This is a genomic window from Streptomyces sp. NPDC101234 (genome assembly GCF_044767525.1).
Taxonomy (GTDB): Bacteria; Actinomycetota; Actinomycetes; order Streptomycetales; family Streptomycetaceae; genus Streptomyces; species Streptomyces sasae.
The window spans coordinates 160,632-185,210 of sequence record NZ_JBIWOA010000011.1 but is presented as its reverse complement, the minus strand read 5'-3'; the positions used below and the strand labels follow the sequence as shown (position 1 = coordinate 185,210).

The 24,579-nt window shown below is 71.0% G+C and carries 21 protein-coding genes; 6 read left to right on the top strand and 15 right to left on the bottom strand.

Annotated elements, in window-relative coordinates; genetic code table 11:
• Positions 1-18 precede the first annotated feature (18 nt).
• Positions 19-1,662: an alpha-amylase family glycosyl hydrolase gene (locus ACIRR9_RS21700; RefSeq protein ID WP_403754138.1), complete on the top strand. Its 1,644-nt coding sequence runs from the start codon at positions 19-21 to the stop codon at positions 1,660-1,662.
• Between the two features lie 90 nt (positions 1,663-1,752).
• Entirely contained in the window at positions 1,753-3,897 is a 2,145-nt protein-coding gene (locus ACIRR9_RS21695; RefSeq protein WP_403754135.1) for a discoidin domain-containing protein, read from the top strand.
• Here ACIRR9_RS21695 and ACIRR9_RS21690 read toward each other — a convergent pair.
• From ACIRR9_RS21690 to ACIRR9_RS21675, 4 genes are read right to left on the bottom strand one after another with little or no spacing between them, the layout of a single operon-like run.
• Positions 3,866-4,681: an ABC transporter ATP-binding protein gene (locus tag ACIRR9_RS21690; RefSeq protein WP_403754133.1), complete on the bottom strand. Its 816-nt coding sequence runs from the start codon at positions 4,679-4,681 to the stop codon at positions 3,866-3,868. The genes ACIRR9_RS21695 and ACIRR9_RS21690 overlap by 32 nt on opposite strands.
• 24 nt (positions 4,682-4,705) lie before the next feature.
• The gene (locus tag ACIRR9_RS21685) at positions 4,706-5,482 is read right to left on the bottom strand and encodes an ABC transporter permease (RefSeq protein ID WP_403754131.1); all 777 of its coding nucleotides are present in this window, start codon (positions 5,480-5,482) and stop codon (positions 4,706-4,708) included.
• Positions 5,479-6,252, bottom strand: coding sequence for an ABC transporter permease (locus ACIRR9_RS21680; RefSeq protein ID WP_403754427.1), 774 nt, complete (start codon positions 6,250-6,252; stop codon positions 5,479-5,481). The genes ACIRR9_RS21685 and ACIRR9_RS21680 overlap by 4 nt, the downstream gene beginning before the upstream one ends.
• Before the next feature lie 5 nt (positions 6,253-6,257).
• Positions 6,258-7,223: an ABC transporter substrate-binding protein gene (locus tag ACIRR9_RS21675; protein WP_403754129.1), complete on the bottom strand. Its 966-nt coding sequence runs from the start codon at positions 7,221-7,223 to the stop codon at positions 6,258-6,260.
• A gap of 197 nt (positions 7,224-7,420) precedes the next feature.
• On the opposite strand from ACIRR9_RS21675, the gene ACIRR9_RS21670 reads away from it, so the two are divergent.
• Positions 7,421-8,164: an IclR family transcriptional regulator C-terminal domain-containing protein gene (locus ACIRR9_RS21670; protein ID WP_403754127.1), complete on the top strand. Its 744-nt coding sequence runs from the start codon at positions 7,421-7,423 to the stop codon at positions 8,162-8,164.
• On the opposite strand, the gene ACIRR9_RS21665 is transcribed toward ACIRR9_RS21670, so the two are convergent.
• The 4 genes from ACIRR9_RS21665 to ACIRR9_RS21650 all read right to left on the bottom strand — a co-directional run bounded on the left by ACIRR9_RS21665 (position 8,115) and on the right by ACIRR9_RS21650 (position 12,397).
• The gene (locus ACIRR9_RS21665; RefSeq protein ID WP_403754125.1) at positions 8,115-9,053 is read right to left on the bottom strand and encodes a PDR/VanB family oxidoreductase; all 939 of its coding nucleotides are present in this window, start codon (positions 9,051-9,053) and stop codon (positions 8,115-8,117) included. The two genes, ACIRR9_RS21670 and ACIRR9_RS21665, sit on opposite strands and share 50 nt — an antisense overlap.
• Positions 9,050-9,220: a hypothetical protein gene (locus tag ACIRR9_RS21660; RefSeq protein WP_403754124.1), complete on the bottom strand. Its 171-nt coding sequence runs from the start codon at positions 9,218-9,220 to the stop codon at positions 9,050-9,052. The genes ACIRR9_RS21665 and ACIRR9_RS21660 overlap by 4 nt, the downstream gene beginning before the upstream one ends.
• Positions 9,217-10,281 (bottom strand): Rieske 2Fe-2S domain-containing protein, encoded by a 1,065-nt coding sequence (locus tag ACIRR9_RS21655; RefSeq protein ID WP_403754121.1) that lies wholly within the window; start codon positions 10,279-10,281, stop codon positions 9,217-9,219. Before ACIRR9_RS21655 ends, ACIRR9_RS21660 begins: the two co-directional genes overlap by 4 nt.
• 214 nt (positions 10,282-10,495) lie before the next feature.
• The gene (locus ACIRR9_RS21650; RefSeq protein ID WP_403754118.1) at positions 10,496-12,397 is read right to left on the bottom strand and encodes an OmpL47-type beta-barrel domain-containing protein; all 1,902 of its coding nucleotides are present in this window, start codon (positions 12,395-12,397) and stop codon (positions 10,496-10,498) included.
• Positions 12,398-12,740: 343 nt separating this feature from the next.
• On the opposite strand from ACIRR9_RS21650, the gene ACIRR9_RS21645 reads away from it, so the two are divergent.
• Positions 12,741-13,718 (top strand): NAD(P)-dependent oxidoreductase, encoded by a 978-nt coding sequence (locus ACIRR9_RS21645; protein ID WP_403754115.1) that lies wholly within the window; start codon positions 12,741-12,743, stop codon positions 13,716-13,718.
• 407 nt (positions 13,719-14,125) lie between these two features.
• A complete protein-coding gene (locus tag ACIRR9_RS21640; RefSeq protein ID WP_403754112.1) occupies positions 14,126-15,364 on the top strand; it encodes an MFS transporter in 1,239 nt (412 codons plus the stop codon).
• Positions 15,365-15,510: 146 nt separating this feature from the next.
• Here ACIRR9_RS21640 and ACIRR9_RS21635 read toward each other — a convergent pair whose 3' ends face one another.
• The 3 genes from ACIRR9_RS21635 to ACIRR9_RS21625 form a co-directional block, all read right to left on the bottom strand.
• Entirely contained in the window at positions 15,511-16,389 is an 879-nt protein-coding gene (locus ACIRR9_RS21635) for a GNAT family N-acetyltransferase (RefSeq protein ID WP_403754110.1), read from the bottom strand.
• A gap of 129 nt (positions 16,390-16,518) precedes the next feature.
• Positions 16,519-17,256 carry a class I SAM-dependent methyltransferase gene (locus ACIRR9_RS21630; protein WP_403754107.1) on the bottom strand — a complete coding sequence of 246 codons (738 nt, stop codon included), beginning with the start codon at positions 17,254-17,256 and terminating at the stop codon, positions 16,519-16,521.
• 101 nt (positions 17,257-17,357) lie between these two features.
• Complete coding sequence (locus ACIRR9_RS21625) at positions 17,358-17,753, bottom strand: nuclear transport factor 2 family protein (protein ID WP_365335267.1); 396 nt, start codon at positions 17,751-17,753, stop codon at positions 17,358-17,360.
• Between the two features lie 56 nt (positions 17,754-17,809).
• Between ACIRR9_RS21625 and ACIRR9_RS21620 the strand changes: the two genes are divergently transcribed.
• Entirely contained in the window at positions 17,810-18,388 is a 579-nt protein-coding gene (locus ACIRR9_RS21620; protein ID WP_403754103.1) for a PadR family transcriptional regulator, read from the top strand.
• A 51-nt stretch (positions 18,389-18,439) separates the two neighbouring features.
• On the opposite strand, the gene ACIRR9_RS21615 is transcribed toward ACIRR9_RS21620, so the two are convergent.
• From ACIRR9_RS21615 to ACIRR9_RS21600, 4 genes are all read right to left on the bottom strand, one after another.
• Positions 18,440-19,612: a C40 family peptidase gene (locus ACIRR9_RS21615; RefSeq protein WP_403754100.1), complete on the bottom strand. Its 1,173-nt coding sequence runs from the start codon at positions 19,610-19,612 to the stop codon at positions 18,440-18,442.
• Between the two features lie 98 nt (positions 19,613-19,710).
• Positions 19,711-20,193 carry an RNA polymerase sigma factor gene (locus tag ACIRR9_RS21610; protein WP_403754097.1) on the bottom strand — a complete coding sequence of 161 codons (483 nt, stop codon included), beginning with the start codon at positions 20,191-20,193 and terminating at the stop codon, positions 19,711-19,713.
• 152 nt (positions 20,194-20,345) lie between these two features.
• Positions 20,346-21,011: a M15 family metallopeptidase gene (locus ACIRR9_RS21605; protein ID WP_403754094.1), complete on the bottom strand. Its 666-nt coding sequence runs from the start codon at positions 21,009-21,011 to the stop codon at positions 20,346-20,348.
• A 142-nt stretch (positions 21,012-21,153) separates the two neighbouring features.
• Entirely contained in the window at positions 21,154-24,231 is a 3,078-nt protein-coding gene (locus ACIRR9_RS21600) for an AfsR/SARP family transcriptional regulator (protein ID WP_403754091.1), read from the bottom strand.
• Positions 24,232-24,579: the final 348 nt, after the last annotated feature.

Here is a 24,579-nt window from a genome sequence, read left to right as displayed (position 1 = left end):
GACAGAAAGGCACGCACCGTGGGACAGCCCAGCCATGCCCCGAAGGACCACGAGCACCACTCGGACGACTCGGACCACGAGGACCGCGACTGGTGGCGGTCGGCCGTCATCTACCAGGTGTACGTCCGCAGCTTCGCCGACGGCGACGGAGACGGTACCGGCGATCTCGCGGGCGTCCGCGCCAAACTGCCCTACCTCGCCGGACTCGGTGTGGACGCACTCTGGTTCAGCCCCTGGTACCCGTCACCGATGAAGGACGGCGGCTACGACGTCGCCGACTACCGGGCCATCGACCCGGCCTTCGGCACCCTCGCCGAGGCTGAGAAACTCATCGCGGAGGCGCGCGAGCTGGGCATCCGGACGATCGTCGACATCGTTCCCAACCACGTCTCCGACCAGCACTCCTGGTTCCGGGCGGCGTCGGCGGCGGGCCCGGGCGGTCCCGAGCGCGAGCTGTTCCACTTCCGGCCGGGGCGCGGCGCGAACGGCGAACTCCCGCCCAACGACTGGCCGTCCCAGTTCGTCGGCTCCACCGAACCCGTCTGGACCCGGCTTCCCGACGGCGAGTGGTACCTCCACCTCTTCACCCCCGAACAGCCCGACCTCAACTGGGCCCACCCCGCCGTCCGCCAGGAGCACGAGGACATCCTGCGGTTCTGGTTCGAGCGGGGCGTCGCGGGCGTCCGTATCGACTCGGCCGCCCTGCTCGCCAAGGATCCCGACCTGCCCGACCTGGCCGGCCACCCGGAGCCGCACCCCTTCGTCGACCGCGACGAGCTCCATGACATCTACCGTTCCTGGCGTGAGGTCGCCGATGCCTACGCCGGTGTCTTCGTCGGCGAGGTATGGCTCCCCGACACCGAACGCTTCGCCCGCTATCTGCGCCCCGACGAACTCCACACCGCCTTCAACTTCTCCTTCCTCTCCTGTCCCTGGGACGCGAACCGGCTGCGGACGTCGATCGACACCACCCTCGCCGAGCACGCGCCGGTCGGCGCCCCCGCCACCTGGGTGCTGTGCAACCACGACGTGACCCGCACGGTCACCCGGTACGGCCGCGAGGACACCGCCTTCGACTTCGCCGCCAAGGCCTTCGGCACCCCGACCGACCTGGAGCTGGGCACACGCCGGGCCCGCGCGGCCGCCCTGCTGTCCCTGGCCCTGCCCGGCGCGGTGTACGTCTATCAGGGGGAGGAGCTGGGGCTGCCGGAGGTCGACATCCCGGTCGACCGCATCCAGGATCCGATGTACTTCCGGTCCGGCGGCACCGACCCCGGCCGCGACGGCTGCCGGGTGCCCCTGCCCTGGGCGGCCGATCTGCCGTATGCGGGATTCGGTTCACAGGCGGAGCCCTGGCTGCCGCAGCCGGCCGGCTGGGCCTCGTACGCGGTCGACCGACAGCAGGACGACGCCGGCTCCATGCTGGCCCTCTACCGGCGGGCGATCGCCCTGCGCCCCGTCTTCGGCCACGGCCCGCTGACCTGGCTGCCCGCCCCCGAAGGTGTCCTCGCCTTCACCCGCGCCGCGGGCGTGACCTGCCTGGTCAACCTCGCGCCCGCCCCTGCCGAACTCCCTGACCACACTCAACTCCTGCTGACCAGCGGCCCGTTGGACGAAGAAGGCCGTCTTTCGCAGGACACGGCGGCCTGGCTGCTGAGCTGAGCCGCCGACGCGCATCCCGCTGTCCCCGAGCACCCCCCACCAGGAAGGGATCGGCACATGCACAGCACCAAGGTCAGATCTGTCAGGAGCATGCCATCAGTGGCCGCGGCGGTGGCTCTCGCCGCCGGCATGCTCGTCGCCATCGCCCCCGCCGCCCATGCGGCGGCGGGCGCCAGTCTCCCCTTCACCTCGGTCGAGGCGGAGTCCGCGACCACCACCGGCACCAGGATCGGCCCGGACTACACCCAGGGCACCCTCGCCTCCGAGGCCTCCGGGCGCCAGGCCGTCCGGCTCACCTCCGGACAGCGCGTCGAGTTCACCGCCCCCCAGGCGTCCAACGCCGTGAACGTCTCCTACAGCGTCCCCGACGGCCAGACCGGCACGCTCAACGTGTACGTCAACGGGGTCAGGCTGGCCAGGACCCTCGCCGTCACCTCCAAGTACTCCTACATCGACACCGGCTGGATCCCCGGCGCCAAGCAGCACCACTTCTTCGACAACGCCCGGCTGCTGCTCGGCCAGAACATCCAGGCGGGCGACAAGGTCGCCTTCGAGTCCACCGGCACCCAGGTCACCGTCGACGTGGCCGACTTCGAGCAGGTGGCCGCGGCCGCCTCGCAGCCCGCCGGTTCGGTCTCCGTCGTCTCCAAGGGCGCCGACCCCAGCGGCAACGGCGACTCCACCCAGGCCTTCCGGGACGCGATCGCCGCCGCCCAGGGCGGAGTGGTGTGGATCCCGCCGGGCGACTACAGGCTCACATCGTCGCTGAGCGGTGTACAGAACGTGACGCTCCAGGGTGCCGGCAACTGGTACTCGGTCGTGCACACCTCCCGGTTCATCGACCAGTCCAGCTCCTCCGGGAGCGTCCACATCAACAACTTCGCGGTCATCGGCGAGGTCACCGAACGCGTCGACTCCAACCCGGACAACTTCGTCAACGGTTCACTGGGGCCAAACAGTTCGGTGTCCGGGATGTGGATCCAGCACCTCAAGTGCGGATTCTGGCTGACCGGCAACAACGACAACCTGGTCGTCGAGAACAACCGGATCCTCGACACCACCGCCGACGGACTCAACCTCAACGGCACCGCGCACGGCGTCCAGGTCCGCAACAACTTCCTGCGCAACCAGGGTGACGACTCCCTCGCCATGTGGTCGCTGTACTCGCCCGACACCAACTCAAGCTTCTCGAACAACACCATCTCCCAGCCGAACCTCGCCAACGGCATCGCGATCTACGGCGGCACGGACATCTCCGTGCGGAACAACCTGATCTCCGACACCAACGCCCTCGGCAGCGGTATCGCCATCTCCAACCAGAAGTTCCTCGACCCCTTCAACCCGCTGGCCGGCACCATCACGGTCGACGGCAACACGCTCGTCCGCACCGGCGCGATGAACCCCAACTGGAACCATCCGATGGGGGCGTTGCGCGTCGACTCGTACGACAGCGCCATCAACGCCACCGTCGACATCACCAACACGACGATCACCGACAGCCCTTACAGCGCCTTCGAGTTCGTCTCCGGCGGCGGGCAGGGCTACCCGGTCCGCAATGTCACCGTGGACGGCGCGACCGTGCGGAACACCGGGACGGTCGTGGTCCAGGCCGAGGCTCAGGGCGCTGCGACCCTCCGCAACGTCACCGCCACGAGTGTGGGCGCGGCCGGCATCTACAACTGCCCCTACCCGTCCAACTCCGGCTCCTTCGCGCTCACCGACGGGGGCGGCAACTCCGGCTGGTCCAGCACCTGGTCGGACTGCTCGACCTGGCCGACGCCGGGCCAGGGCAACCCCGACCCGGACCCGGGCCGTAACCTCGCCAAGGGCCGCCCGACCACCGCCACCGGCTCGCAGGACATCTACACGCCCGGCAAGGCCGTCGACGGCGACGCGAACAGCTACTGGGAGTCGACCAACAACGCGTTCCCGCAGTCGCTCACCGTGGACCTCGGCTCCTCCTATGCGGTCCGCCGGCTGGTGCTGAAACTGCCCCCGCTCTCGGCCTGGAACGCGCGTACCCAGACCATCACCGTGCTGGGCAGCACCGACGGCTCCAGCTACTCGACGGTCGTGGGTGCCACGGGCTACCGCTTCGACCCGGCCACCGGCAACACCGTCACCGTCGCCCTGCCCGGCTCCACCGGCCTGCGCTATCTGCGGCTCACCGTCAGCGCCAACGACGGCTGGCCGGCCGGGCAGTTCAGTGAGGTGGAGGCGTATCTGACGTCGTGACCCCCGGCTCCCGGGGAACCCCGCGCTTCGCCGCCTGGATCTGCTCGTACACATGGGTCCGCAGCTCGGCGAAGCGCGGGGCGACCCGGGTGTGCAACTGGTCCCGCCGGTCCGGCAGATCGACCTTCAGCTGCTCCTGGACGACGGTGGGGGAGGCGGACAGGACGATCACCCGCTGGCCCAGATAGACCGCCTCGTCGATGTCGTGGGTGACGAACAGGATCGTGATCCCGCGCTCCCGCCACAGACCGCGGACCAGGTCCTCCAGATCTGCCCTGGTCTGGGCGTCGACGGCGGCGAACGGCTCGTCCATGAGGAGGACCCGTGGCTCGTAGGCGAGGGCGCGCGCGATCGCCACCCGCTGCTGCATACCGCCGGAGAGCTGCCAGGGGTAGGCGCCGGCGGCGTCCGCGAGACCGACCGAGCGGAGCGCGTCCGAGACCAGCTCCCTTCGCCGCTCGCGCGTCAGGTCTTTCTGTTTCAGCGGGAGTTCGATGTTCGCGGCGACCCGCATCCAGGGGAACAGACTGCGGCCGTACTCCTGGAAGACGAACGCCATCCCGGGGGGCGGTCCGGTCACCCTCCGCCCCTCCAGCAGGACTTCGCCGCCGGTCGGGGTGAGCAGTCCGCCCATGCACTTGAGGAGGGTGGTCTTGCCGCAGCCCGACGGGCCGACGAGACAGACGAGTTCGCCCGCCTCCACGGTGAAGGTGAGGTCCCGCACCGCCTCGACCCGGCGGCCGGACCCCTCGTAGACCTTCTTCAGGCCGCGTACGTCGAGCATGACCCGCCCCTTCACGATGCTCACTCAGGACCGCCGGGTGGTGGAGCGCAGCCCGTGGTACCAGCCGAGCACCCGTCGCTCGACCGCCTGGAAGACCACCGACAGCGCGAAACCGAGCAGGCCCAGCAGCAGGATCCCGGTCCACATGCCGGGGATCGCGAAGCTGCGCTGGAACTGCACGATGGTGAAGCCGAGCCCGTTGCTGGCCGCGAACATCTCGCTGATGACCATCAGGATGATCCCGACCGACAGCGCCTGCCGCAGGCCCGCGAAGATCTGCGGACTCGCCGAACGCAGGACCAGCGTACGCAGCCGGGCCACGCCAGTGATGCCGTAGGAGCGGGCCGTCTCGGCCATCACCGGGTCCACCGCCCGTACCCCCTCGACGGTGTTGAGGAGGATCGGCCAGACGCAGCCGCCGGCGATCACCACGATCTTCATGGTGTCGCCGATGCCCGCGAACAGCATGATGACCGGGACCAGGACGGGCGGCGGCACCGCCCGCAGGAACTCCAGGACCGGTTCGCAGACCGCCCGCACCCGCCGGTACGAGCCGATGACCAGGCCCAGGCCGATGCCCGCGACGGCCGCCGTGGCGTATCCGGCGAGCAGCCGCAGCACACTGCGCAGCAGGTCGTCGCGGAGCCGCTGTCCGGTCCAGACGTCCGGGAAGGTCCTCAGGATCGTGCGCAGCGGCGGCCAGTAGATGTCCGTACTGCCGTCGGAGGCCAGCCACCACAGCGCGACCAGCACCGCGGGCAGCGCCAGCGCGTACCCGGCGCGGAGCGGTAGCCGCCTCACACCGTCACCTCCCCGCGCACCGACTGGTGCCAGGCCAGCGCCCGCCGCTCCACCGACCGTGCGCCCACATTGATGACCAGCCCCAGCAGCCCTGTCACCACGATCAGGGCGTACATGTCCGGCACCGCCTGCGAGGTCTGGGCGACCGCGATCCGCTGGCCCAACCCCGGTGCGCCGATGACCAGTTCGGCGGTGATGGTGAGGATCAGGGCGACCGCGGCGGCCAGCCGGACGCCGGTCATGACGTACGGCAGGGCGGTCGGCCACAGCACATGGCGGACCCGGGCCCAGGTGCCGAGTCCGTACGACCGTGCCGTCTCCTCGGCGACCGGGTCCACGTCCTGGACGCCGTACATCACCTGGATCAGCACCTGCCAGAAGGAGGCGTAGACGACGAGCAGGAGGACAGAGCGGAGTTCGGTGCCGTAGAGCAGGATCGCGAGGGGGATCAGGGCGACCGAGGGGATCGGGCGGAGGAACTCGATCGTGGACGCGGTGGCCTGGCGCGCGTGCGGAACGACCGAGATGAGCACCCCCGCCACGATGCCGGCGCCGACCGCGATCGCGAGGCCCGCGGCCCAGCCGGTGAGGGTGTCGCCGAGCGCCGACCAGAAGGCGCCGTCGGCGAGTTCGGTGCCGAGGGCACGGGCGATACGGCTGGTCGGCGGGAAGTAGTCCGCCTTGACCAGGCCGAGCCGCGGCACCGCCTCACCGAGGGCGAGGAAGGCCGTGAGTCCGGCCGCACCGAGTGCGGTGTTCAGCCCCTTCACGTCTTTCACGGCAGCAGTTTGTCCAGGTCGGGTGCCGTCTTGAAGAGGCCGTCCTGCTCGCTCAGCTTCTCCAGCGTCTCGATCGACGAACGGTTCGGCTCCGCGGGCCACTTGGGCAGCGTCACCTTGGCCAGGACGTCGGCCGGGGTCTTGGTGTAGGTGGTGACGATCTGCCGGACCTCGTCCGGGTGCGCGTCGGCATAGGACAGCGACTCCGCCACGGCCTCCTGGAACTTCTTCACGACGGCCGGGTTCTTCTGTGCGTACGACGTCGACGTGAAGTACATGGCCACGGTGAGGTTCTGTGCCACGTCGACCAGGGGCGAGGCGATCTCGGCGGCACCCTGGAGCTTCATGGTGGCAAGGGCCGGCTCGACGGCCATCGCCGCGTCGATCTGGCCCTTGTCGAGCGCGGCCGGCATCTGGTCGAAGGCGAGCTCGACGAACTGCACCTTGTCCGGATCACCGCCCGCCTTGCGGACCGACTCGCGTACCGCGGTCTCGTTGATGTTCTTCAGCGTGTTGACGGCGACCTTCTTGCCCTCCAGCTGTTTCGGCGAGGTGATACTGCTGCCCTTCTTCACGACGAGCCCGCCGAAGTCCTTGCCCGCGACGCCCGTCGAGGCCACGCCGTTGGCGATCGCCTGCACCGGCACGCCGTTGGACCGGGCGATCATCAGCGAGGTCACATTGGAGAACCCGAACTGGAATTGACCACTCGTCACACCCGGCACGATGGCCGCACCGCCCTGCGCGAGCGTCATCGACAGCTTCAGGCCGCGCTTGCCGAAGAAGCCCTCCTTCTGGCCGAGATAGAGGGGGGCCACATCGACGATGGGGATGATTCCCACCTTGACGGTGGTGGTGCCGCCCGACGAGGGCGAGGTGGACGACGAGCCCCCGGAGGAGCCGCAGGCCGCCGTGGCGAGCAGAAAGGTGCCGGTCGCTAGACCGGCGAGCAGACGACGCATGGCTCCTCCTGTGCAGACAACGGTGTTCCGACAGGGTGTGCGCGGTGCGCACAATGGTGCTCGGTTGGTGCTCAGCGGGAAGGTAGAACCGGCCGGACGACCCGGTCAATGGGTTTAGCTGACAAAATTGTTGACAGTTATCGAACCGCGCTCTCACCGTGTTCTCGGCCTGTGTCGGAAAGACCGGGGAGGCGCCGATGCCCAGTGATGCCCGCGCACCGTACTTCGTCAGGTCCTTCGAGCGCGGCCTGGCCGTCCTCCGCGCCTTCGACGCCGAGCATCCGACGCGCACGCTCAGCGAGGTGGCCCGCGCCTGCGACCTGCCCCGCGCCGCCGCCCGCCGCCTGCTGCTCACCCTCGCCGACCTGGGCTACGCGCACTCGGACGGCCGCCGCTTCCGCCTCACCCCGCGCGTCCTGGAACTCGGCCACGCCTTTCTCTCCGGCCTCGACCTGCCGGGCCTCGCGCAGCCGCATCTGGAGCAACTCGTCGCGCTGACGGGGGAGTCGGCCGCGCTCTGCATCGTGGACGGCGACGCCGTCGTGTGCGTCGCCCGGGTCCCGGCCCGGCGGGTGATGGCGGCGACGATCGCAGTGGGAGCCCGCTTTCCGGCCCACGACACCGCGGCGGGCCGGGTGTTGCCGACGCGGGCTCCGGAGGCCCCGTCGCCCCACGCCGAGGTGATACGGCGTCAGGGGTACGCGATCCTCGACGGCGACCCGGAGAACGGTGTCAGAACGGTGGCCGCCCCGGTACGGGACCGGAGCGGCCAGGTGGTGGCCGGGGTGACGCTCGCGACGCACTCCGGCCGGACCTCCGCCGCAAGGGCCCGCCGCGAGCTGCTGCCGCACCTGCGGGCGACCGTGGCGGCGATCGAGGCGGACCTGCGGATCACAGATCGAGCACCAGGCGCTCCCCCCGGCACCGCGACACACAGATGAGCATGGTCTCCCCGGCCGCCCGCTCCTCCTCGGTGAGCACCGAGTCCCGGTGGTCCGGGGTGCCTTCGAGGACATCGGTCTCACAGGTGCCGCAGGTGCCCTCGGTGCAGGAGAAGAGCACCTCGACCCCGGCGGCTCGGACGGTGTCGAGTACGGAGACGCCGGGTGCGACGGTGAGGCTACGGCCGCTCTGCGCGAGTACGACCTCGAACACCCGCTCCTCGCCTGTCTGTTGCTTCTTGGGTTGGAACCTTTCGACCCGCAGTACGCCCGCCGGGCAGCGTTCCTCCACCGCGTCCAGCAACGGCCCCGGACCGCAGCAGTACACCAGAGTGCCGTCCGGGACGTCGTCCAGTACCGGGCCGAGATCCAGCAGTCCGGTCTCGTCCTGCGGGGCGACGGTGATCCGCTCCCCGCCGTAGCGCGCCAACTCGTCGGTGAACGCCATGGACTGCCGGGTCCGCCCGCCGTACAGCAGGGTCCACTCGGAGCCCGCGGCCTCGGCGGCGGCGAGCATCGGCAGGACCGGGGTGATCCCGATGCCGCCCGCGACGAACCGGTAGCGGGACGCCGGTTCGAGACGGAAGTGGTTGCGCGGCCCGCGCACCCGCACCTTGTCGCCGACGCCCAACTGCGCGTGGACGTAGGCGGATCCGCCCCGCCCGTCGGGCTCCCGGAGCACCGCGATCCGCCAGGCGGTACGGTCCCAGGGGTCCCCGCAGAGCGAGTACTGCCGCTCCAGCTCCGACCCGAGCAGGACATCGAGATGCGCCCCCGGCTCCCAGCCCGGAAGCTCTTCGCCGAGGGGGTGCCGAAGGGTGAGGGCGAGGACGCCGTCGGCCGCCGACACCCTTTCGCTGACGACCAGTTCGGCCTCGTACGTGCTCATGCGGTGCGCTCCGGGGTCTGGTGTCCTTCGGGGTGGCCGAGCATCCACTCCCACATCTCGACCGGGTCCTGGGCGGAGTGCTCGGCCCCGCAGTGACAGGTGCCGTGCAGCACGTCGGTGCCCGGCAGCCAGTCGATGCGGTAGACCTCGCCGGTGGGTGTGCTCACAGGACCTTCTCCACGGGCTTGTCGCCCTCCTCGACCAGCCGGGCGAGGATTCGGCGGGCGGCGAGACCGCCGGTGTCGATGTTGATGCTGAGCTCCTGGTAGCCGGCCCGCTCCGAACCCAGGGTCCGCTGCAGGAGGTTGAGGGCGTCCACGTCCTGCATGACCACCGTGTGGTTGTTGCCCCGCAGGAACTCGGTGACCTCGGCGTCGTCCGTCGCCCAGTCCCGGGAGACCATCCAGAAGTCGTACACCTTGCCGTCCGAGGACGGGGTGATCGCATAGGTGATCTCGGTGTGGAAGCCGTTCGGGTCGCTGCCGTCGGCCTCCGGCAGCACGCCGACCGGCGCGATCCGGCTGTGCAGCAGATACAGGCACGGCGCGTGGTACTCGATGTCCTGCCAGCGTGTGATCCGACCCTCGATCCCGGTCGAACGGGCGTAGAACGGCGGGCACTCGGCGTCGTCCATGTGCCGGCTCACCCGCACGATGCCGGCGCCCTCGTCGACCTCGGTCGTGATGGGCGTCTCGGCGACCTCGGGCGTGCCGATGTAGCCGCCGTGCAGATAGGTCTCGTGGGAGAGGTCCAGGAGGTTGTCGACGAGGAGGCCGTAGTCGGCGTCGATCGGCTCCATGCCCCGGACGGTCGTCCAGCCGGGGGCGTCGAGGTGACGCGCCCGCGGGATGGACCGCGGGTCGGCGAGCGCCGGGTCGCCGATCCACACCCACACCAGGGAGTCCTGCTCGACGACCGGGTAGGAGGCGACGCGGGCGGTACGCGGGATGCGTTTCTGCCCCGGCACATACACACACGCGCCGGTCCGGTCGTAGGTGAACCCGTGGTACCCGCACACGATCCGGTCCCCGTCGAGCCCGCTCTCCGACAGCGGGTAACGGCGGTGCACACAGCGGTCGTTGAGGGCGACGGGCGCACCGTCCTCCTCGGCCCGGTAGAACACCAGCGGTTCCCCGAGCACCGTCCGCCCGAGCAACTCCCGCCCCACCTCATGACTGTAGGCGGCGACGTACCACTGGTTCCTGGCGAAGGCGGTGATGTGCGGCATGAGGAGTTCCGTCCTTGTGGGGGGCGTCGTCGCCCCGCCCGGTGTGGTTGGAGTCAGGGTCCCCATGGCCGCGGTCGCCCTGCAATGCGTCTTCTGCGAGGCGGAAGTCTTGTCGTAAGGGCTCCTCGGAGGATCCGGCCGGCGAAAACCGAACGGCCCGCCGGGCGAGCCGGGGGCCGTCAGGGTGTCTCGGGTCAGGAGCCGGAGTCCGGGGTCAGGAGCCCCCGTCCCCGTGTCCGTGCGAGTCGTTCCTGATGCGGATGCCGAGGGACTTCGCGAGCTCGTGGTTCTGCGCGTGGTCGATCGAGCGGAACAGCAGTTCGTGCATGCCGTCACCGCGGACCTTGATCCGTGAGGTGTACTTCTTCCAGCCCTTGCCGTCGAGGTCGTACTCGGTCCTGGCCACACCGGACAGGTCGTCCGTGGCGGTGAGGGTGACGGTGACGTTCGAGTGGTAGACACCGTGGCTGTCGGGGCGCGGGGTCGTCCTGGCCCTGGTGACCGGAGGCGTGGTGTCCAGCGGTTCGTTCATCGCCTCGTCGGCCGGAGTCATCTCGTCCTCCATGGTCGGCGCCGGCATGGTGCCCGAGGAACTGGTGCCGATGGAGCCGGCACGGAGCAGGAGGTTGCTCCAGTCGTCCCAGCCGGTGAGCGTCGTGCGCGCTCCGTCGTTGTTGACGTCGTAGCCGACCAGACCCGTGATCTGGCCGTCGCAGTTCCAGTCGACCTGCTTGTCCGCCGCGGGAACGGTGACGAAGGAGCCGCCCCCTCCCTGGTTCGGGCAGTAGTGCTTGAGGTCGTGGTTCCCGCTGCTGGTCGGATAGGACCTTTCGTCGAGGCTGTTCTCGTCGAGTGCGGTGTTCTGGCGGGAGAAGTCCATCGTGCCGGTGGTGGACCCGGAGGTGAGGCCCATCTGGTACAGGTAGTTCATCACGCTGAAGTACTGCGGCTTGTGGTTGACGTTGTTGTTCCCGCCGTGCTCCAGGTTGAGATTGTGGCCCAACTCGTGCATGAACGTACCGGCCTGCTCGGAGACGGTGCCCACCTGATTGGCGAAGCTGCCCAGGCTGACGATGAGGTCGCTGCCCGGGGTGGGGGCGATACCGCTGGAGGTGCTGCCGGACTCCAGGTTGTGTGCCGAGATGGCGTAGTGGAAGATCGGCGCCCGACCGGTGCTGGTGAAGCCTCCGTCCTCCGTCTTGATCGTGTTGAACGCGTTCCACTGGTAGCGGCCGTTGACCGAGGTTCCCAGGTTCTTCGTCTCGGGGAGTTTTCGGGCCGTGCTCAGCGTCCCCCACGTCTTGTCGGTCGCGAAGTCGAGGATGCTGTCGGGTCCGGCGTCCACGTGCAGGTTGATGCCGGTGCTCGGCGAGTGGCGGCGGTACGGCGAGTTCGCGAAGGCGTTGACCACCCGCTTGATCGCGTCGGCAGAGAGGGCGTGGCTGTGTGTCGTGTCCGCCATCCAGTCGACCTGGACGAAGATGTCCGGCTTGTTGACGGTGGCCCCCATCGCCGGCAGGTCGATGAACTTCAGGCCGGGGCCGGGCTGGGTGTGGGCGCTGCCGTCGGCCGGGTTGATGTAGACACCGTTCGTCTTCCAGCTGTCGGGGATCCCGTCGCAGGTCCTGGAGCTGCAGTCGAAGGTGAAGTCGACGGTCGGGTCGAGACCCTGACCACCGCTGTGACTGATCACGTAGCTGGACGGTGCTGACTCGGTGTAGGAGGCCGAACCGACCAGGGGGGCGTTCCACCCGATGTTCACCCGTCCGGACTCCCGGGCGATGTTGAAAGCCACGGTCCCCACGTTGCCGGTGGGGTCGTTGCACGCGTTCAGGGTCCAGCTGGCGGTGGCGCCCGCGTTGATGCGGTCCGGCAGGGTGGCGGGGCACCCGTTGTAGCTGTACGGGCCCAGGATCAGGTCGCGGTCGCTGTTGTTGGTGAACCTCACGGTCAGGAGGGAACCCGAACGCAGCGCGGCGGCGGCCGGTGTGCCGGCTGCCGCCAGAGTGACCAGTACCAAGGTCAGTATGCCCAGGACCGCGAGCCTGCCGGAGTGGGACAGGCCTGTGCTGTCGGCTCTTCTCCTGACAGCACCGACATGACGCTGTGTGTTCATAGCCGCACGGTATGGTGACGCCCGGTTTCCACCCCGCGTGACGCGACGCGTAGTCACTCCACTGGCCGGGCGCCGGGCCGGGGCATCGACGTGGTCGTGCAGCAGGCGGCGAGCTGCTCGCCGACCTCGGCGCGGCGGCCGGTGTAGGCACTGGTCCTCCGAGACCCCGTCGGCCTTGCGGCACTGCTGCACGGGGAACAGCGCGTTCGCCGTCGCCTCGGACTTCATGACGCCCTCGCCCCATCGGGCTGGAGCTTCATCTGCCGGTGACGACTCAAGAAGGCCGGATCCTGATCACGTTACGAGCTCATAGGATGACCGCAGTGTTCCCCGGTGATCCAAAGTGTCTCCAAGTGACCGGAGGTGCGGCGGTGTTTCGGGTGTGCCGGCGGGAAACGACAGACCCAACGACTGCCATGGCGGTGATTCTTTGCCCTCGCGCGTAGCCCTCGTCGGTGCCGGCCGAATGGGGAGACCTCTGTGTGGACGCTTCGTTTCGGCGGGCCACACGGTGACCGTTTCCGATCTGCGTCCCGAACGGGAAGAAGCAGTGCGCTCGTTGGGCGCGGACTGGGCGCCCTCCGTCACGACCGCCGCAGCCGGGGCGGATGTACTGGTCACCGTGGTTCCTGGACCCGATGAGGCTGTGGCAGCTCTTCCGGATGCCGTGTTCGCCGCCCTGGCCCCTGGGGCGGTGTGGATCGACATGACGAGCAACGCCCCCGCAGCCGCACGGGAGTTGCGGGAACGAGCCGACGCCCACGGCGTCGATGTCCTCGAAGCGCCCATGGGCGGCAGTCCGGACGACGCCGAACACGGGCGCCTGCGGCTGTTCGTGGGCGGTTCTGCTGAAGTCCTCGAACGGTGCAGGCCGCTGTTGGAAGCGGTGGCGACATCGGACCGGATCTCCCACATGGGCGGCCCGGGAACCGGCTACACGACGAAACTCCTCATCAACCTCCTCTGGTTCGGGCAGGCCACGGCAACCGCCGAGGCCCTGCTGCTCGGACGCCGGGCGGGCATCGAACTCGCCGCCCTGCGCGACACGCTGGCCGACAGCGCGGCGGGGAGCGACTTCATCCGCCGGGACCTGCCGGCTCTGTTCGCCGGGGACTACCTTCGCTCCTACGGGCTCGACCGCATCCACGACCAGCTCAAGGTCATCACCGGTGAGGCCCGAGATCTCGGCACCCCGCACGAGATGGCCGACACGGTGTTGCGCATCCACCGGCTGGCCCTGGAGCGCTTCGGACCTGTGGACGGCGAACTCCTTGCCGTAGCCCTACTGGAGGAGGCTGCCGGTACCCTGCTGCGCCCCTGACCGGTCCGGTACCGGTTTCGGCCCTGACGAGCGTTCGGGCCAGGGCACCTCGGCAAGATCCTGAGCGGCCCAATCCGGGGTCGCGAGGAAAAGCCGACGCGGGCGTGTGGCGCACGCCGCATTCGGCGTCGTACCAAGGGCGCAGGAAGTGCGTTCCGGGGCGTGAGGACAGCGGGGTTCGGAATGTGGTCTTTTTGGAAGACGGCCGACTTCACGTTCTCTCGCGATCAGGCATTTTGCAGGCGGTGATGCGATGAGCTGCTTGTTCTCGTCGTGGTCCCACCTGCGCAAGGCGGTCTCCTGTACAGCCATGGGCCCGCTCCGCTACGTTGCCGACCGGAATCGGGCTCGTCGACGCGTTGGTGGCTGGGTGGCGCGTCTTCTCGACATGCCCGACGGAGACCTTCGTGTCCTACCGCTCCCTGCTACGCGTGGCAGGTGCAGGCTTCTTCCCCCTGGGGTTCCTCGCCCGCCTCCCGTACGCCACATCAGCCCTCTCCACTCTCGTACTGCTCCAGTCCACCACCCACGGCTATGCGTTCGCCGGCCTCGCCGGCGCGGCCCAGAGCATCGCCATCGCCGTCGGCGGACCCCTGGTCGGGATCATGGCCGACCGGCATGGACACCGCACCGTCGGCGCCTTCGCGGCGGTCGCCGACTTCGCTTCCTGGGCGGCGCTGCTGGCCGTGAGCCACGGCTCCAGGACGAGTGTGCTCGCCGCGGCCATCCTCGTCGGTCTGACCCAGCCCCAGGTCGGCCCTCTGGTGCGCGTCCACTGGTCCCGGCTCGTACGAGCCCACGACGACCCCGGCCTGCTGTCGGCCGCCCTGTCGTACGAGGCGGCCGCCGACGAGGTGGGCTTCGTGGCCGGGCCCGCCCTGGTCGGGGCGATCGCAGCGCTCGGCCCCCTCGCCCCCGCCGCTCTGACGATGACTCTGATCGCCGTGAGCACCCTCCCCTTCGCCCTGCGCCACGCGGACCGCCCCACGGGACAGCACACCGCGGACCGGAACCGCGGTGCACAACGCCTGCCACGCCGCCCCTTGGCCGTCGTGTTCCTGGCCATGGTCGCCATGGGAACCGTGTTCGGAGCCGTCCAGACCACCGTCACCGTGTACGCCGACACCATCGACGAACCCGGTGCCGCGGGCCTCATGTACGCGGGGTTCGGCATCGGCAGTGCGCTGGCCGGCGCGGCCTGCGCCTGGCTGCCCCGGCGGCTCACCCTGCGGGCCCGCTACGTCGTCTTCGCCGCGGCACTCTTCGCGGGCATGCTCGTCCTGGCCGGCGGCACCCGGCTCGTGTCCGTCCCCGCGGCCGTGGCCCTGGCGGGCTTCACCGTCGCGCCCTACATGATCAGCCTGTACGCCCTCACCGAACGGCTCGCCCCCGCCGAACGCGCTGCCGTCGCCATGACCGTCCTGTGTGCGGGCGGCCCCCTCGCCACCGCCGCCGGGCAGGGCGTCTCCGGCGGCCTCGCCCAGACCCACGGTGCCGACGGCGCCCTCCTGGTGGCCCTCACCGCAGCAGGTGGTGCCCTCCTGCTCGCGGTGTCGGCCGTCCTGGCCGACCGCAACCGCAACGTATGGATCATCGACCGGACTCCTGCACCTCCCGCGCTCCCGGAAACAGCGGACGCCGTCTGACCGACGGCGGAGCCGGCCGGGGGCCACCGCTGTCGGTGAGCGGTTCGGCCCCGGCCGGCCCGATCGGTTGCGCGCCGGTGTCAGGGAGATCGGGCGGTCGTCACACTCGGCGGGATCCGGGTGGTCGGGCCGTCGTCTGGTGGAGGTCAGTCCCCGGCTGCAGGCGCCTGTGGGGAGAAGTCGTACGGGGCCCAGTCGGTGACCCGGCGGTATCCGAGGCGCTGGTAGAGGGCGTTGCTGGTGCGGTTGCCCGCGTCCGTGTACAGCACGACCTCCGTGGCGCCCGCGGCCAGCGCGGCGCGGCTCACCTCCGCGGTCACGGCGGCGGCATAGCCATGGCCGCGGAGACGGGCCGGGGTGTAGACCGGGTCCAGCCGGACCATGCCGGCGATCATCGGGTTCACGCCGGCCATGGAGACCGGGGTGCCGTCCGGGGTCTCCCAGAAGGTGTAGCTCTTCTCGGCGAACCGGGTGCCGGCCCAGGTACCGGCGTCGATGGTGACGGTCTCGCCGAGGTCCGCGGCGAGTTCACGGCACCAGCGCATGAGGTGCTCGTGGTCGTGCTCGCCCACGCGGCGGCCATGTCCGTCCGGGTGCGGCTCCGGCGGGGTGAGGGTGTCCAGGCGGTAGAGGTGCATCCGGACGCGGAGGGTGTGCGTCGCGCCGGTGTGCCGCTGCCAGGCCTCGGCGAACGCGGTGGCGGTGTCGTGGTCCGCGGTGACGCCGGCGAAGGTGTGGCCGAGCCCGGTCAGCCGGGCGGCGAGGGTGTCGGCCTGAGCGGGGGAGAGCGGGGTGAGGGTCAGCCGGCGGCTCGGCGGGCGGTAGAAGATCGCCTGGGTGCCGCCGTCCGATTCCAGTCGGCCGAAGAGGACGGATCCGGGAGTGAACGCGCCCGATCGGGTCCGCCACTTCGCCATGGTGGTCAGCGGTGTGTTGTGCAGGACGGGGCGCGAGCGGAGGAAGTCTCCGGCGTGGGCGAGGAAATCGTCGATGTCTTCGGTGAGGTACCAGGCATCCGGGCGCATGCTGCATGATCCCGAACCGACGCGCATCCGGGTAGCCGTTGCGGGAAGAGCAGTCGTGATCAGGCCGCGGCCGACCGCCGGTCGGCCTCGTCGTCGGGCAGGAGCTCGGTGTGCTGGACCGACGTGTGGTCAGCGGCGGGTGGTGTCCATGATCAGGTAGGGGGCGAGGCCGGACCCGGCGGGGCGGTCGGAGTCCGGCAGTGCCGGGGTGTCCGTGGCGGGCGCGGGGAAGCCCGCCCCGGTGAGCAGCGCGCGGTACGCGGACAGCGGACGGTAGTAGCAGGCGGTGGTGACGGAAGTGCCGTCGAGCTGGCGCAGCACCGTGGGCACGGGGTCGCCTTCGGAGTACGACGCGCCCTCGTCGCCGAACCGGAGCGTGGCGAACCGCTCTCCCACGGCGTCCGGGTTGAGGTCGGCGAGGACATAGGGGGCGCCCGGCCGGAGCACCCGGTGGATCTCGGCGGTCAGCGCGGCCAGCCTGGTGTCGTCGGGGTCGGTGCAGTAGACCAGGCAGCAGACGGCCGCGTCGATGCTGCCGTCCGGGATCCAGGCCAGCGAACGGCCGTCGAAGAGGCGGTAGCCGATGCGCGGATCGGCGCGGTCGGCGCGGGCGATGTCCAGTATGTGCGCCGAGGGATCGACACCCTGCACCGACCAGCCGCGCGCCTGGGCCAGTTCCAGGGCCAGTGCGCCGGTGCCGCAGCCCACGTCGAGGACGGTCGCGCCGGGCCCTCGGGGAACGCCTACGCGGTCCAGTACCGCAGGGAAGATCAGCTGCCGGGCCAGCCTCATGTCACGGTTGCGGTAGGCCGCCGCGGCCGCGGGGGTGTCCCAGGCGAGCGTCTGCGGCCGGTCGGAAGCGGTCATGGTCCAGAGTCTCGTGGCCGTGCCCGGCTCCCACCAGTCCCTCGACCGGGCAGTCCCCCGATCGGGCGATCATGGGAACCGGAGGACGACGGCCCGGCCGGTCACTGCGCGGCGGCGGCCTCCTGGGCGATCCGCTCGAACTGGGCGCCCATCGCCTCGGACAGCGCCTGGGCGGCCGACAGCGGGCGCACCATCACCGTGAACTCGTCGATCTTCCCGTTCTCGTCGAAGTGCAGGAAGTCGCAGCCCTGGAGCTTCTTGCCCGCCACGGTCGCCGTGAAGACGAAGGCGTGGTCCCGGCCGTCGGGGTTCGCGATCTCCCGGACGTAGACGAAGTCCTCGAACACCCGGGACACCGCGCGCAGGATCGCGGCGGTGATCGCCTTGCCCGGATACGGCTTGAACGCGACCGGGCTGGTGAAGACGACGTCGTCGGCCAGCAGGGCGGCCACGGCGTCCATGTCGTCGCTCTCGACGGCCTTGCGGAAGGGGTGCATGGGGTCCACCTCACCTATTCAAAAAGTTGAGTACTTTCGCATGCTAGCGTGTCCCCATGGCTCTGCGGAATGCGGTGATGGCCGCCCTCCTGGAGGGAGAGGCCTCCGGGTACGACCTCGCGAAGGGATTCGACGCGACGGTCGCCAACTTCTGGACGGCGACGCCCCAGCAGCTCTACCGCGAACTGGACCGCATGGAGGCGGACGGACTGGTCGCCGCCCGCGTGGTCGAGCAGGAACGCAGGCCCAACAAGCGGCTGTTCTCACTGACCGACGCCGGCCGTGAGGCGGTACGCGCTCATACGGCCGAGCCGCCTGGCCGACCTGCGGTGGTCCGCGACGAGCTGCTGGTCAAGGTGCAGTGCGCGGACGCCGGTGACATCGAGGCGGTCCGGACGGCCGTCGCCGAACGCATGGAGTGGGCCACCGCCAAACTCGCCCGCTACGAACGGATCAGGCAGCGCCTCCTCGCCGGCCGCTCCGAGGAGGCGTACTTCGCCGAGGCGGACCGCATCGGCCCGTACCTCACCCTGCTGCGCGGGATGTCCTTCGAGCGGGAGAACCTCCAGTGGGGGGACCTGGCCCTGCGGAGACTGGGGCAGCGAGCCGCTGCCAATAAGCAACAAAGTGAATAGGCAAGTGCGCGGGGCGCCCGAATCGAGGGGCGCCCCGCGGGCAGGCCCGGATCAGCAGGTCGCGACCCCCGGCAGCCAGGCCGGGCCCTTGATGTAGATGTTCGTCATCCACGCGCCGTTGGTCAGCTTGGACCAGGCGTCGTTGGTGTAGCCCTCGGCCGTGACCGTCTGGGCGTGGGTCTGGCAGACCACGTTGACCGTCGTCGGCTGGGCGAAGTAGTCGACGACACCGGCGTTCACGTTGGGCTCGCTGTGCGTGCGCACGCCCGTGCCCCAGGTCTGGAACGCCGTGCTGCCCCCGCTCGGCGGCGGCGGGTTGTCGCCGCCGCAGTCCGGGATGCCGGGCAGTTCGGCCGGGCCCTTGATGTAGATGTTGGTCATCCAGGAGCCGTCGGCGAGCTTGGCCCAGATGTCGTTGGTGTAGCCCTCTGCGGTCACCTCCTCGGCGTGCTCCTGGCACTGGACGGAGACCTGGGTGGGACCGGCGAAGGTGTCGACGACCGAGGCGTGCACGCTCGGTGTGGAGTGCGTGTGCACCCCGGTGCCCCAGGTCTCGAACGTCGAACCGCCGTTCGCCGGCGGCGGCACCGGTGTGCCGGTCGGGTTGATGCGGATCGCGCCCGCGTAGTCGCCGCCCGTGCGCACCGGCGTCACCCTGATGTGGGTGCCGGACTCGTAGGCCTCGACCATCTGTCCCGCGCCCAGGTACATGGCGACATGGTGGATGTACCCGCTGCCCCAGAACATCAGGTCACCCGGGACCAGGGGAGCGGTGCCCTGGCCCGCCGAGAAGCGGGCCGAGGCCTGCGGGCTGTGGTACTGGTCGTCGGCCGTGCCGTTGAGCAGGTCGCGGCCGGTCGCCCGGTAGTACGCGTACCGCGTCAGGCCCGAGCAGTCGAAGCCCTTGCGCTCGTTGTCGTGCAGGCTGTCGGGGTCGGAGCCGTCGTAGTAGCCGTACGTGGCACCGGGCGTGGCGCCGTGACCGCCGCCCCAGCTGTACCAGACGCCGATCTGGGAGCAGGCCGCGTTCACGGCCGCCTCCGCGGTCGCCGAGGCGCCGGAGGCCAGCACACCACAGGTGGCGTCCTGGGCGGCGGCCGGGGTGGTGACGGCCTGGGCGGTGGTGGCATGCCCGGTGGTGGCATGCGCGGTGGCGGACAGGAGCGGGACCGTCGCGAGAGCCGCGGCGACGGCGACAACCCTGGCAGGTGTGGTGATTCTCAAGGTGCACATCCTTCGTTGACATGGAGCCATGTGTTGCGGGGGTCCGATGACCGACCGGGTGCCGCGTCCCACCCCCGTGGGGACGCGGCACCCGGAACTCAACCGGCCAGTGCCGCCCGCATCTTGGCCAGCGCCCGCATCCGGTTGCGCTGTACGGTGCCGCGATGGGCGCCGAGCCGTTCCCCGGCCGTGTCGTGGGTGAGCCCCTCCAGGTCGACGAGGATCACCGCGGCCGCCTCCTTCGGCGAGAGCACGCTCAGCAGCGCGAGGGCGGTGGCCGAGGCCTCGTACGAGCCGAGCCCGCCGTCCCAGCCCGCCTCGGGCAGCCGGTCGGTGGTCCGCTCCCGGCGGGAGGGGTGCAGCCAGGAGTCGCGCAGCAGGTTCAGCGCGACCGTGCAGGTGTAGGCGTAAGGATGCTGCTGGTGCGTCAGATTCCGGGCGCGGGCCCGCCGGGACAGCCGCAGATACGTCTCCTGCAGCAGGTCGTCCGCGTCATGCGGATTGCCGGTCAGGGCGAGCAGCCGTCTGCGCAGTCTGGGCATGTCGGCGGTGAAAGCGGCGTCGAAGTCTCCCGGGGTCATATGGTCCCGGGCCGCCTCGCGCGGATCCTGCGTACATGTGCCGCCGTGGCTTTCCATGGTCGTCCCCCGCTGGTCGTCCGTGGTGTGAGAGATCCGTGTGTGAGATCCGTCGGGTGAGGGATCCGTGGCGTGAGAAGGATCCGGTCCGCTGGTCAGACGGTCCGGACAGGTGCGGCGGCGGGCCCGTAGCGGGCGGCCGGCGCCCCGCTCAGCAGGGCCCAGTACCGGTCGCCGTAGGACCAGTGCCACCACTCGGTCGGGTAGTTGACGAAGCCGGCCGTGGTCAGCACCCGGTCCATCAACTCCCGGTTGGCGCGTGCCTCGGCGCCGATGCCCGGTGCCCCGGTACGGCAGGCACCGTCGCTCTCCTGCGGGGTGGCGTTGACCGCCGTGCCCAGCGGCAGCTCGGTGCCGTCCGCGGTGCACAGGGTCAGGTCCACGGCCCCGCCGCTGACATGGGGCGCCACCTCCGGCGGGGAGATGTAGGCGCTGGCCAGCTCACGGATGCGGTCCGGTCCGGCGCCGGGGTGGGCCGCCCGCATGGTCGCCGCGTACTGCTCGAAATAACGCCGTTGCAGATCGGGCGGCCGGTAGCCCTCGACCACCAGGAACCGGATCCCGTCGGGCAGCAGCGACTGCGCCTGAAGGAGCCGGTGCAGCGCACCCGAGCGCAGGTGGGCGTAGCTGCCGTCGGCGTCGGCCTGGCGCGCGTCGACCCGTAGTCCGGGTGTCCCGCGCAGATCGACCAGCGGTTCGCCGCACTCCTGCTCGGCGACCGCGGCGACCCGGGAGTCGGAGAGCGTGATGATGTCCGTCACGCAGACAACAGTGCCCGGCCCCCCTGCAACTGCTCTGCAGGTTCCCTGCAAGCGCCCCACCAGGACTTCTGCAGACCTGCCCGGTCACGGCGGCTCGCGGTCCTCCCGCCCGTCCACGACCACTGGCGGTCCGCGCGCTCGATCACGGCGACTCCGCGTCCGTCCGCTCCCGCGCCTCGCGTCCGCCCACCGACCGGAAGACCTCCAGCGCCTCCGACCGGGCCGCTCGCGCGGTCTGTGTGTCGCCGTCCGCCGTCCACACCGCGGCCAGGTCCCACATCGTGCGGGCCCGCCACAGGGGCAGCCCCAACTCCGCCCAGAGGGCGGCCGCGTGCTCCAGCGGTGCCCGGGCCGCGTCGGTGTCCCCGGCCGCCAGCCGCAGCTCCCCGAGCGTGCGCAGCACCAACGCCTCCCCGAACCGGTCCTGCCGCTCCTGGGCCACCTCCAGACACCGCACCAGCCGCCGTCCCGCCTCCTCGGTCCGGCCCGTGCGCAACTCCACCTTGGCCAGCGACTGTTCGGTGTACATCGCGCCGAAGGTGTCGCGCAGAGCGGTGAAGAGGCGCAGCGCCTCGTGCAACTGCCGTTCCGCGTCGGGGTACCGGCCCTCGGCCCGGTCGCACAGGGCGAGCGAGCGCAAGGTGAGCCCCTCGCCGTGCCGGTCGCCGGCGGCACGGTACAGATCGAGGCCCCGGGCCAGGGCCTCCCGGGCCGCGGCCCCGCACCCCTGCTCGCGGTGCACATACCCGATGCCGTACAGCACCCGCGCCCGGGCGCCGAACTCGCCGTCGTCGCCGTACCGCTCCAGCGCGGCCTCCAGCAGCTCCAACGCCTCGGCATAGCGAGCCTGTTCACGGCGGGCGGTGCCCATCCCGGCCAGCGCCTGCGCCGCCCCGTCCGGCACCCGCTCCCCGAAAAGCCGCAGCGCGTCCGCGAAGTAGGCGTACGACTCCTCGAACCGGTCCTGTTCGTAGCGGAGTTGGCCAAGGCCGGTGAACAGCCAGGCCTCGCCCTCGACGTCCCCGCTGCGCCGTACCGCCGCCATGGCCGCCGTGTGCGAGCGGGACCAGGCGTCGAACTGGTTGTACAGCGCGGCCGAACTCGCTATCAGCGCCCCGGCGAGATCCCGGGCGGCCCGGGCCAGCCCATGGTCGGCGCAGTGTGTCACGGCGGCCAGCAGCCCGGCCTGTTCGGCGGCGAACCAGGCCGCCGGCCGGGCGAGCAGCGCCTCCTCGGTCTCCGGGTCCAGCGGGCGCACGGCGGCCGGTTCGGGGAAGTGCCGGGCCGCACCGCCGGGGCCGCGGGCGGCGGCCTTCCTGGCGAGGTCCAGCCAGCAGCCGACCAGACGCAGCACGGCCGCCGCGCGTTCTTCGGCGCTCTCCTCCGAGAGACAGCGTTCGCGGGCGTGTTCCCGGGCGAGGTCGTGGATGCGGTAGCGGGCCAGGCCGGTGCCGTCCACGCCGATCACATCGATGAAGTGGCAGTCCACCAGCCGCTCGACGGCCTCCTCGGCCTCCTCGGTCCCTATGCCGAGCAGGGGAGCGGCGACCCAGGCCGCGAAGTCGGGCAGGTCCAGCAGGGCGAGACGGCGCAGTGCCCGGCGTTCCTGCGGGTCGAGGTCGGCGTAGCCGAGCTCCAGGCTGGTGCGCAGCTCCAGGTCCCCGGCGCTGAGTTCGTTGAGCCGACGGCGTTCGTCGCGCAGCCGTCCGGCGAGCCGGCCCGGCGCCCAGTGCGGACGGGCGGCGAGCCGGGCGCCCGCGATACGCACCGCGAGCGGCAGCCGCCCGCACAGGGCGACGATCTCGGCGGCCTGGGCGGGCTCCGCTCCCGTCCGCCCCTCGCCGGCCACCCGGCGCAGCAGTTCGAGGGCCTCGGCCTCGTCCGGTACGGCGAGGTCCAGATGGGCGGCGCCTTCGAGGGCCACCAGCCGGCGGCGGCTGGTCACCAGCACCGCCGAACCGGGGCCGGGCGGCAGCAGGGGCCGGACGTGTGCCTCGCCGGCCGCGTTGTCCAGGACGATCAGGACCCGGCGGTGCCCGATGTGGGTGCGGTACAGGCCGGTCAGCTCCTCGACCCCGGAGGGCAGCGTGTCCGGGGCGACGCCCATCGCGCGCAGCAGCCGGGCGAGCCCGTCGGCGGGCTCCAGCGGCGTGGTGTCGGCGGCCCTGAGGTCCACGAACAGACGTCCGTCCGGGAAGAGTTCGGCGGTGCGATGGCCGACGTGCACGGCGAGGGCCGTCTTGCCCATGCCGGAGCGCCCGGAGATCACCCCGATCGGGGGTGCGGTCCGGCCGGTGTCGCTGACGCCGCGCAGCAGTTCGGCGGCCCACTTGACCTGCCCGGCGCGGCCCACGAAGTCGGCGATGTCCGGCGGCAGATGGGAGGGCGCGGGCGGGGGAGCCCCGTCCCTCGGGGCGGGTACCGGCACGGGCCGTGCGGTCGGCTCGGGCACCGGCCGGGCGGCCCGACCGGTTCCCAGCACGCCCGTGTCATGGGTCAGCACGGCCTGGTGCACCGCCCGCAGCTCCGGCCCCGGGTCGATGCCCAGCTCGTCGCGGAGCACCGCGCGGCCCTCCTGGTAGACGCGCAGCGCGTCGGAGACCCGGCCGGTGCGGAACAGGGCGGTCATCAGCTGGCCGCGCGGCCGCTCCCGCAGCGGATGCGCGGCCACATGGGCCAGCAGCGGCGCGATCGTGTCGTCGGCCCGGTCCAGCTCCAGGGCGAGCCCGAAGGACTCCTCCTCGGCCACCAGCCGCAGCTCCGCGAGACGGGCCGCCTCGATCCGCGCGAACGACTGGCCGAGCCCCTCCAGGGCCTCCCGGCCCCGCCACAGCCCGAGCGCCTCGGCCAGCACCGACGCGGCCTCCTCCGTACGCCCCAAGGACCGCCCGGCCGCGAGGAGTTCCTCGAAGCGGCGGGCGTCGACCCGGTCCGGGGCGAGGTCGGCGAGGTATCCCGGGGCCCGGGTCCGGATCAGCTCGGCCGTGCCGACCCGGGCCAGTGCCCGTCGTACGGCGGAGACATGGGTGGCGACCAGGGCGCCCGCGGTGGCCGGGGCCTTCTCGTCCCAGACGAGGTCCACCAGGCGTTCGGTGGAGACGACCTCACCCAGGTGCACCACGAGCGAGGCGAGGACGGCGAGAGGTCTGGAGCCGCCGAGCGGGGCCCGCCGGCCTCCCTCCCAGACCTCCACCGGGCCGAGCAGGCGTACTTCGAACATCGATCCCCGATCGCCGCTCCCAGCGGATGCCGACAACGATATCGGCGGCCACCGTCAGGGCAGGCCGAAAGCCGGGCCGTCATGTCCGGAACCCGTCCGGCCGACCGGCCCGGCGGAACCGCCGCGATGCCCGCCGTACCGAACCGAGCCGGGGCCCGCCGGTGCCTCGGGAGCCGTTCTCCCTCCTGTCGCAGTTGGCTGGTTTCTGTGCGTGGCCATAGCGACCCCTGTGCGGGAGACGGCCGGCCGCCGGCTCTCGTATGACCGCGTACCCGGATCCGCCGCGAATTCCGTCGCGTCCGAAGTTCCCCGCGACCGGGTGTCATACGAACGCCCCTCCGACGGCGT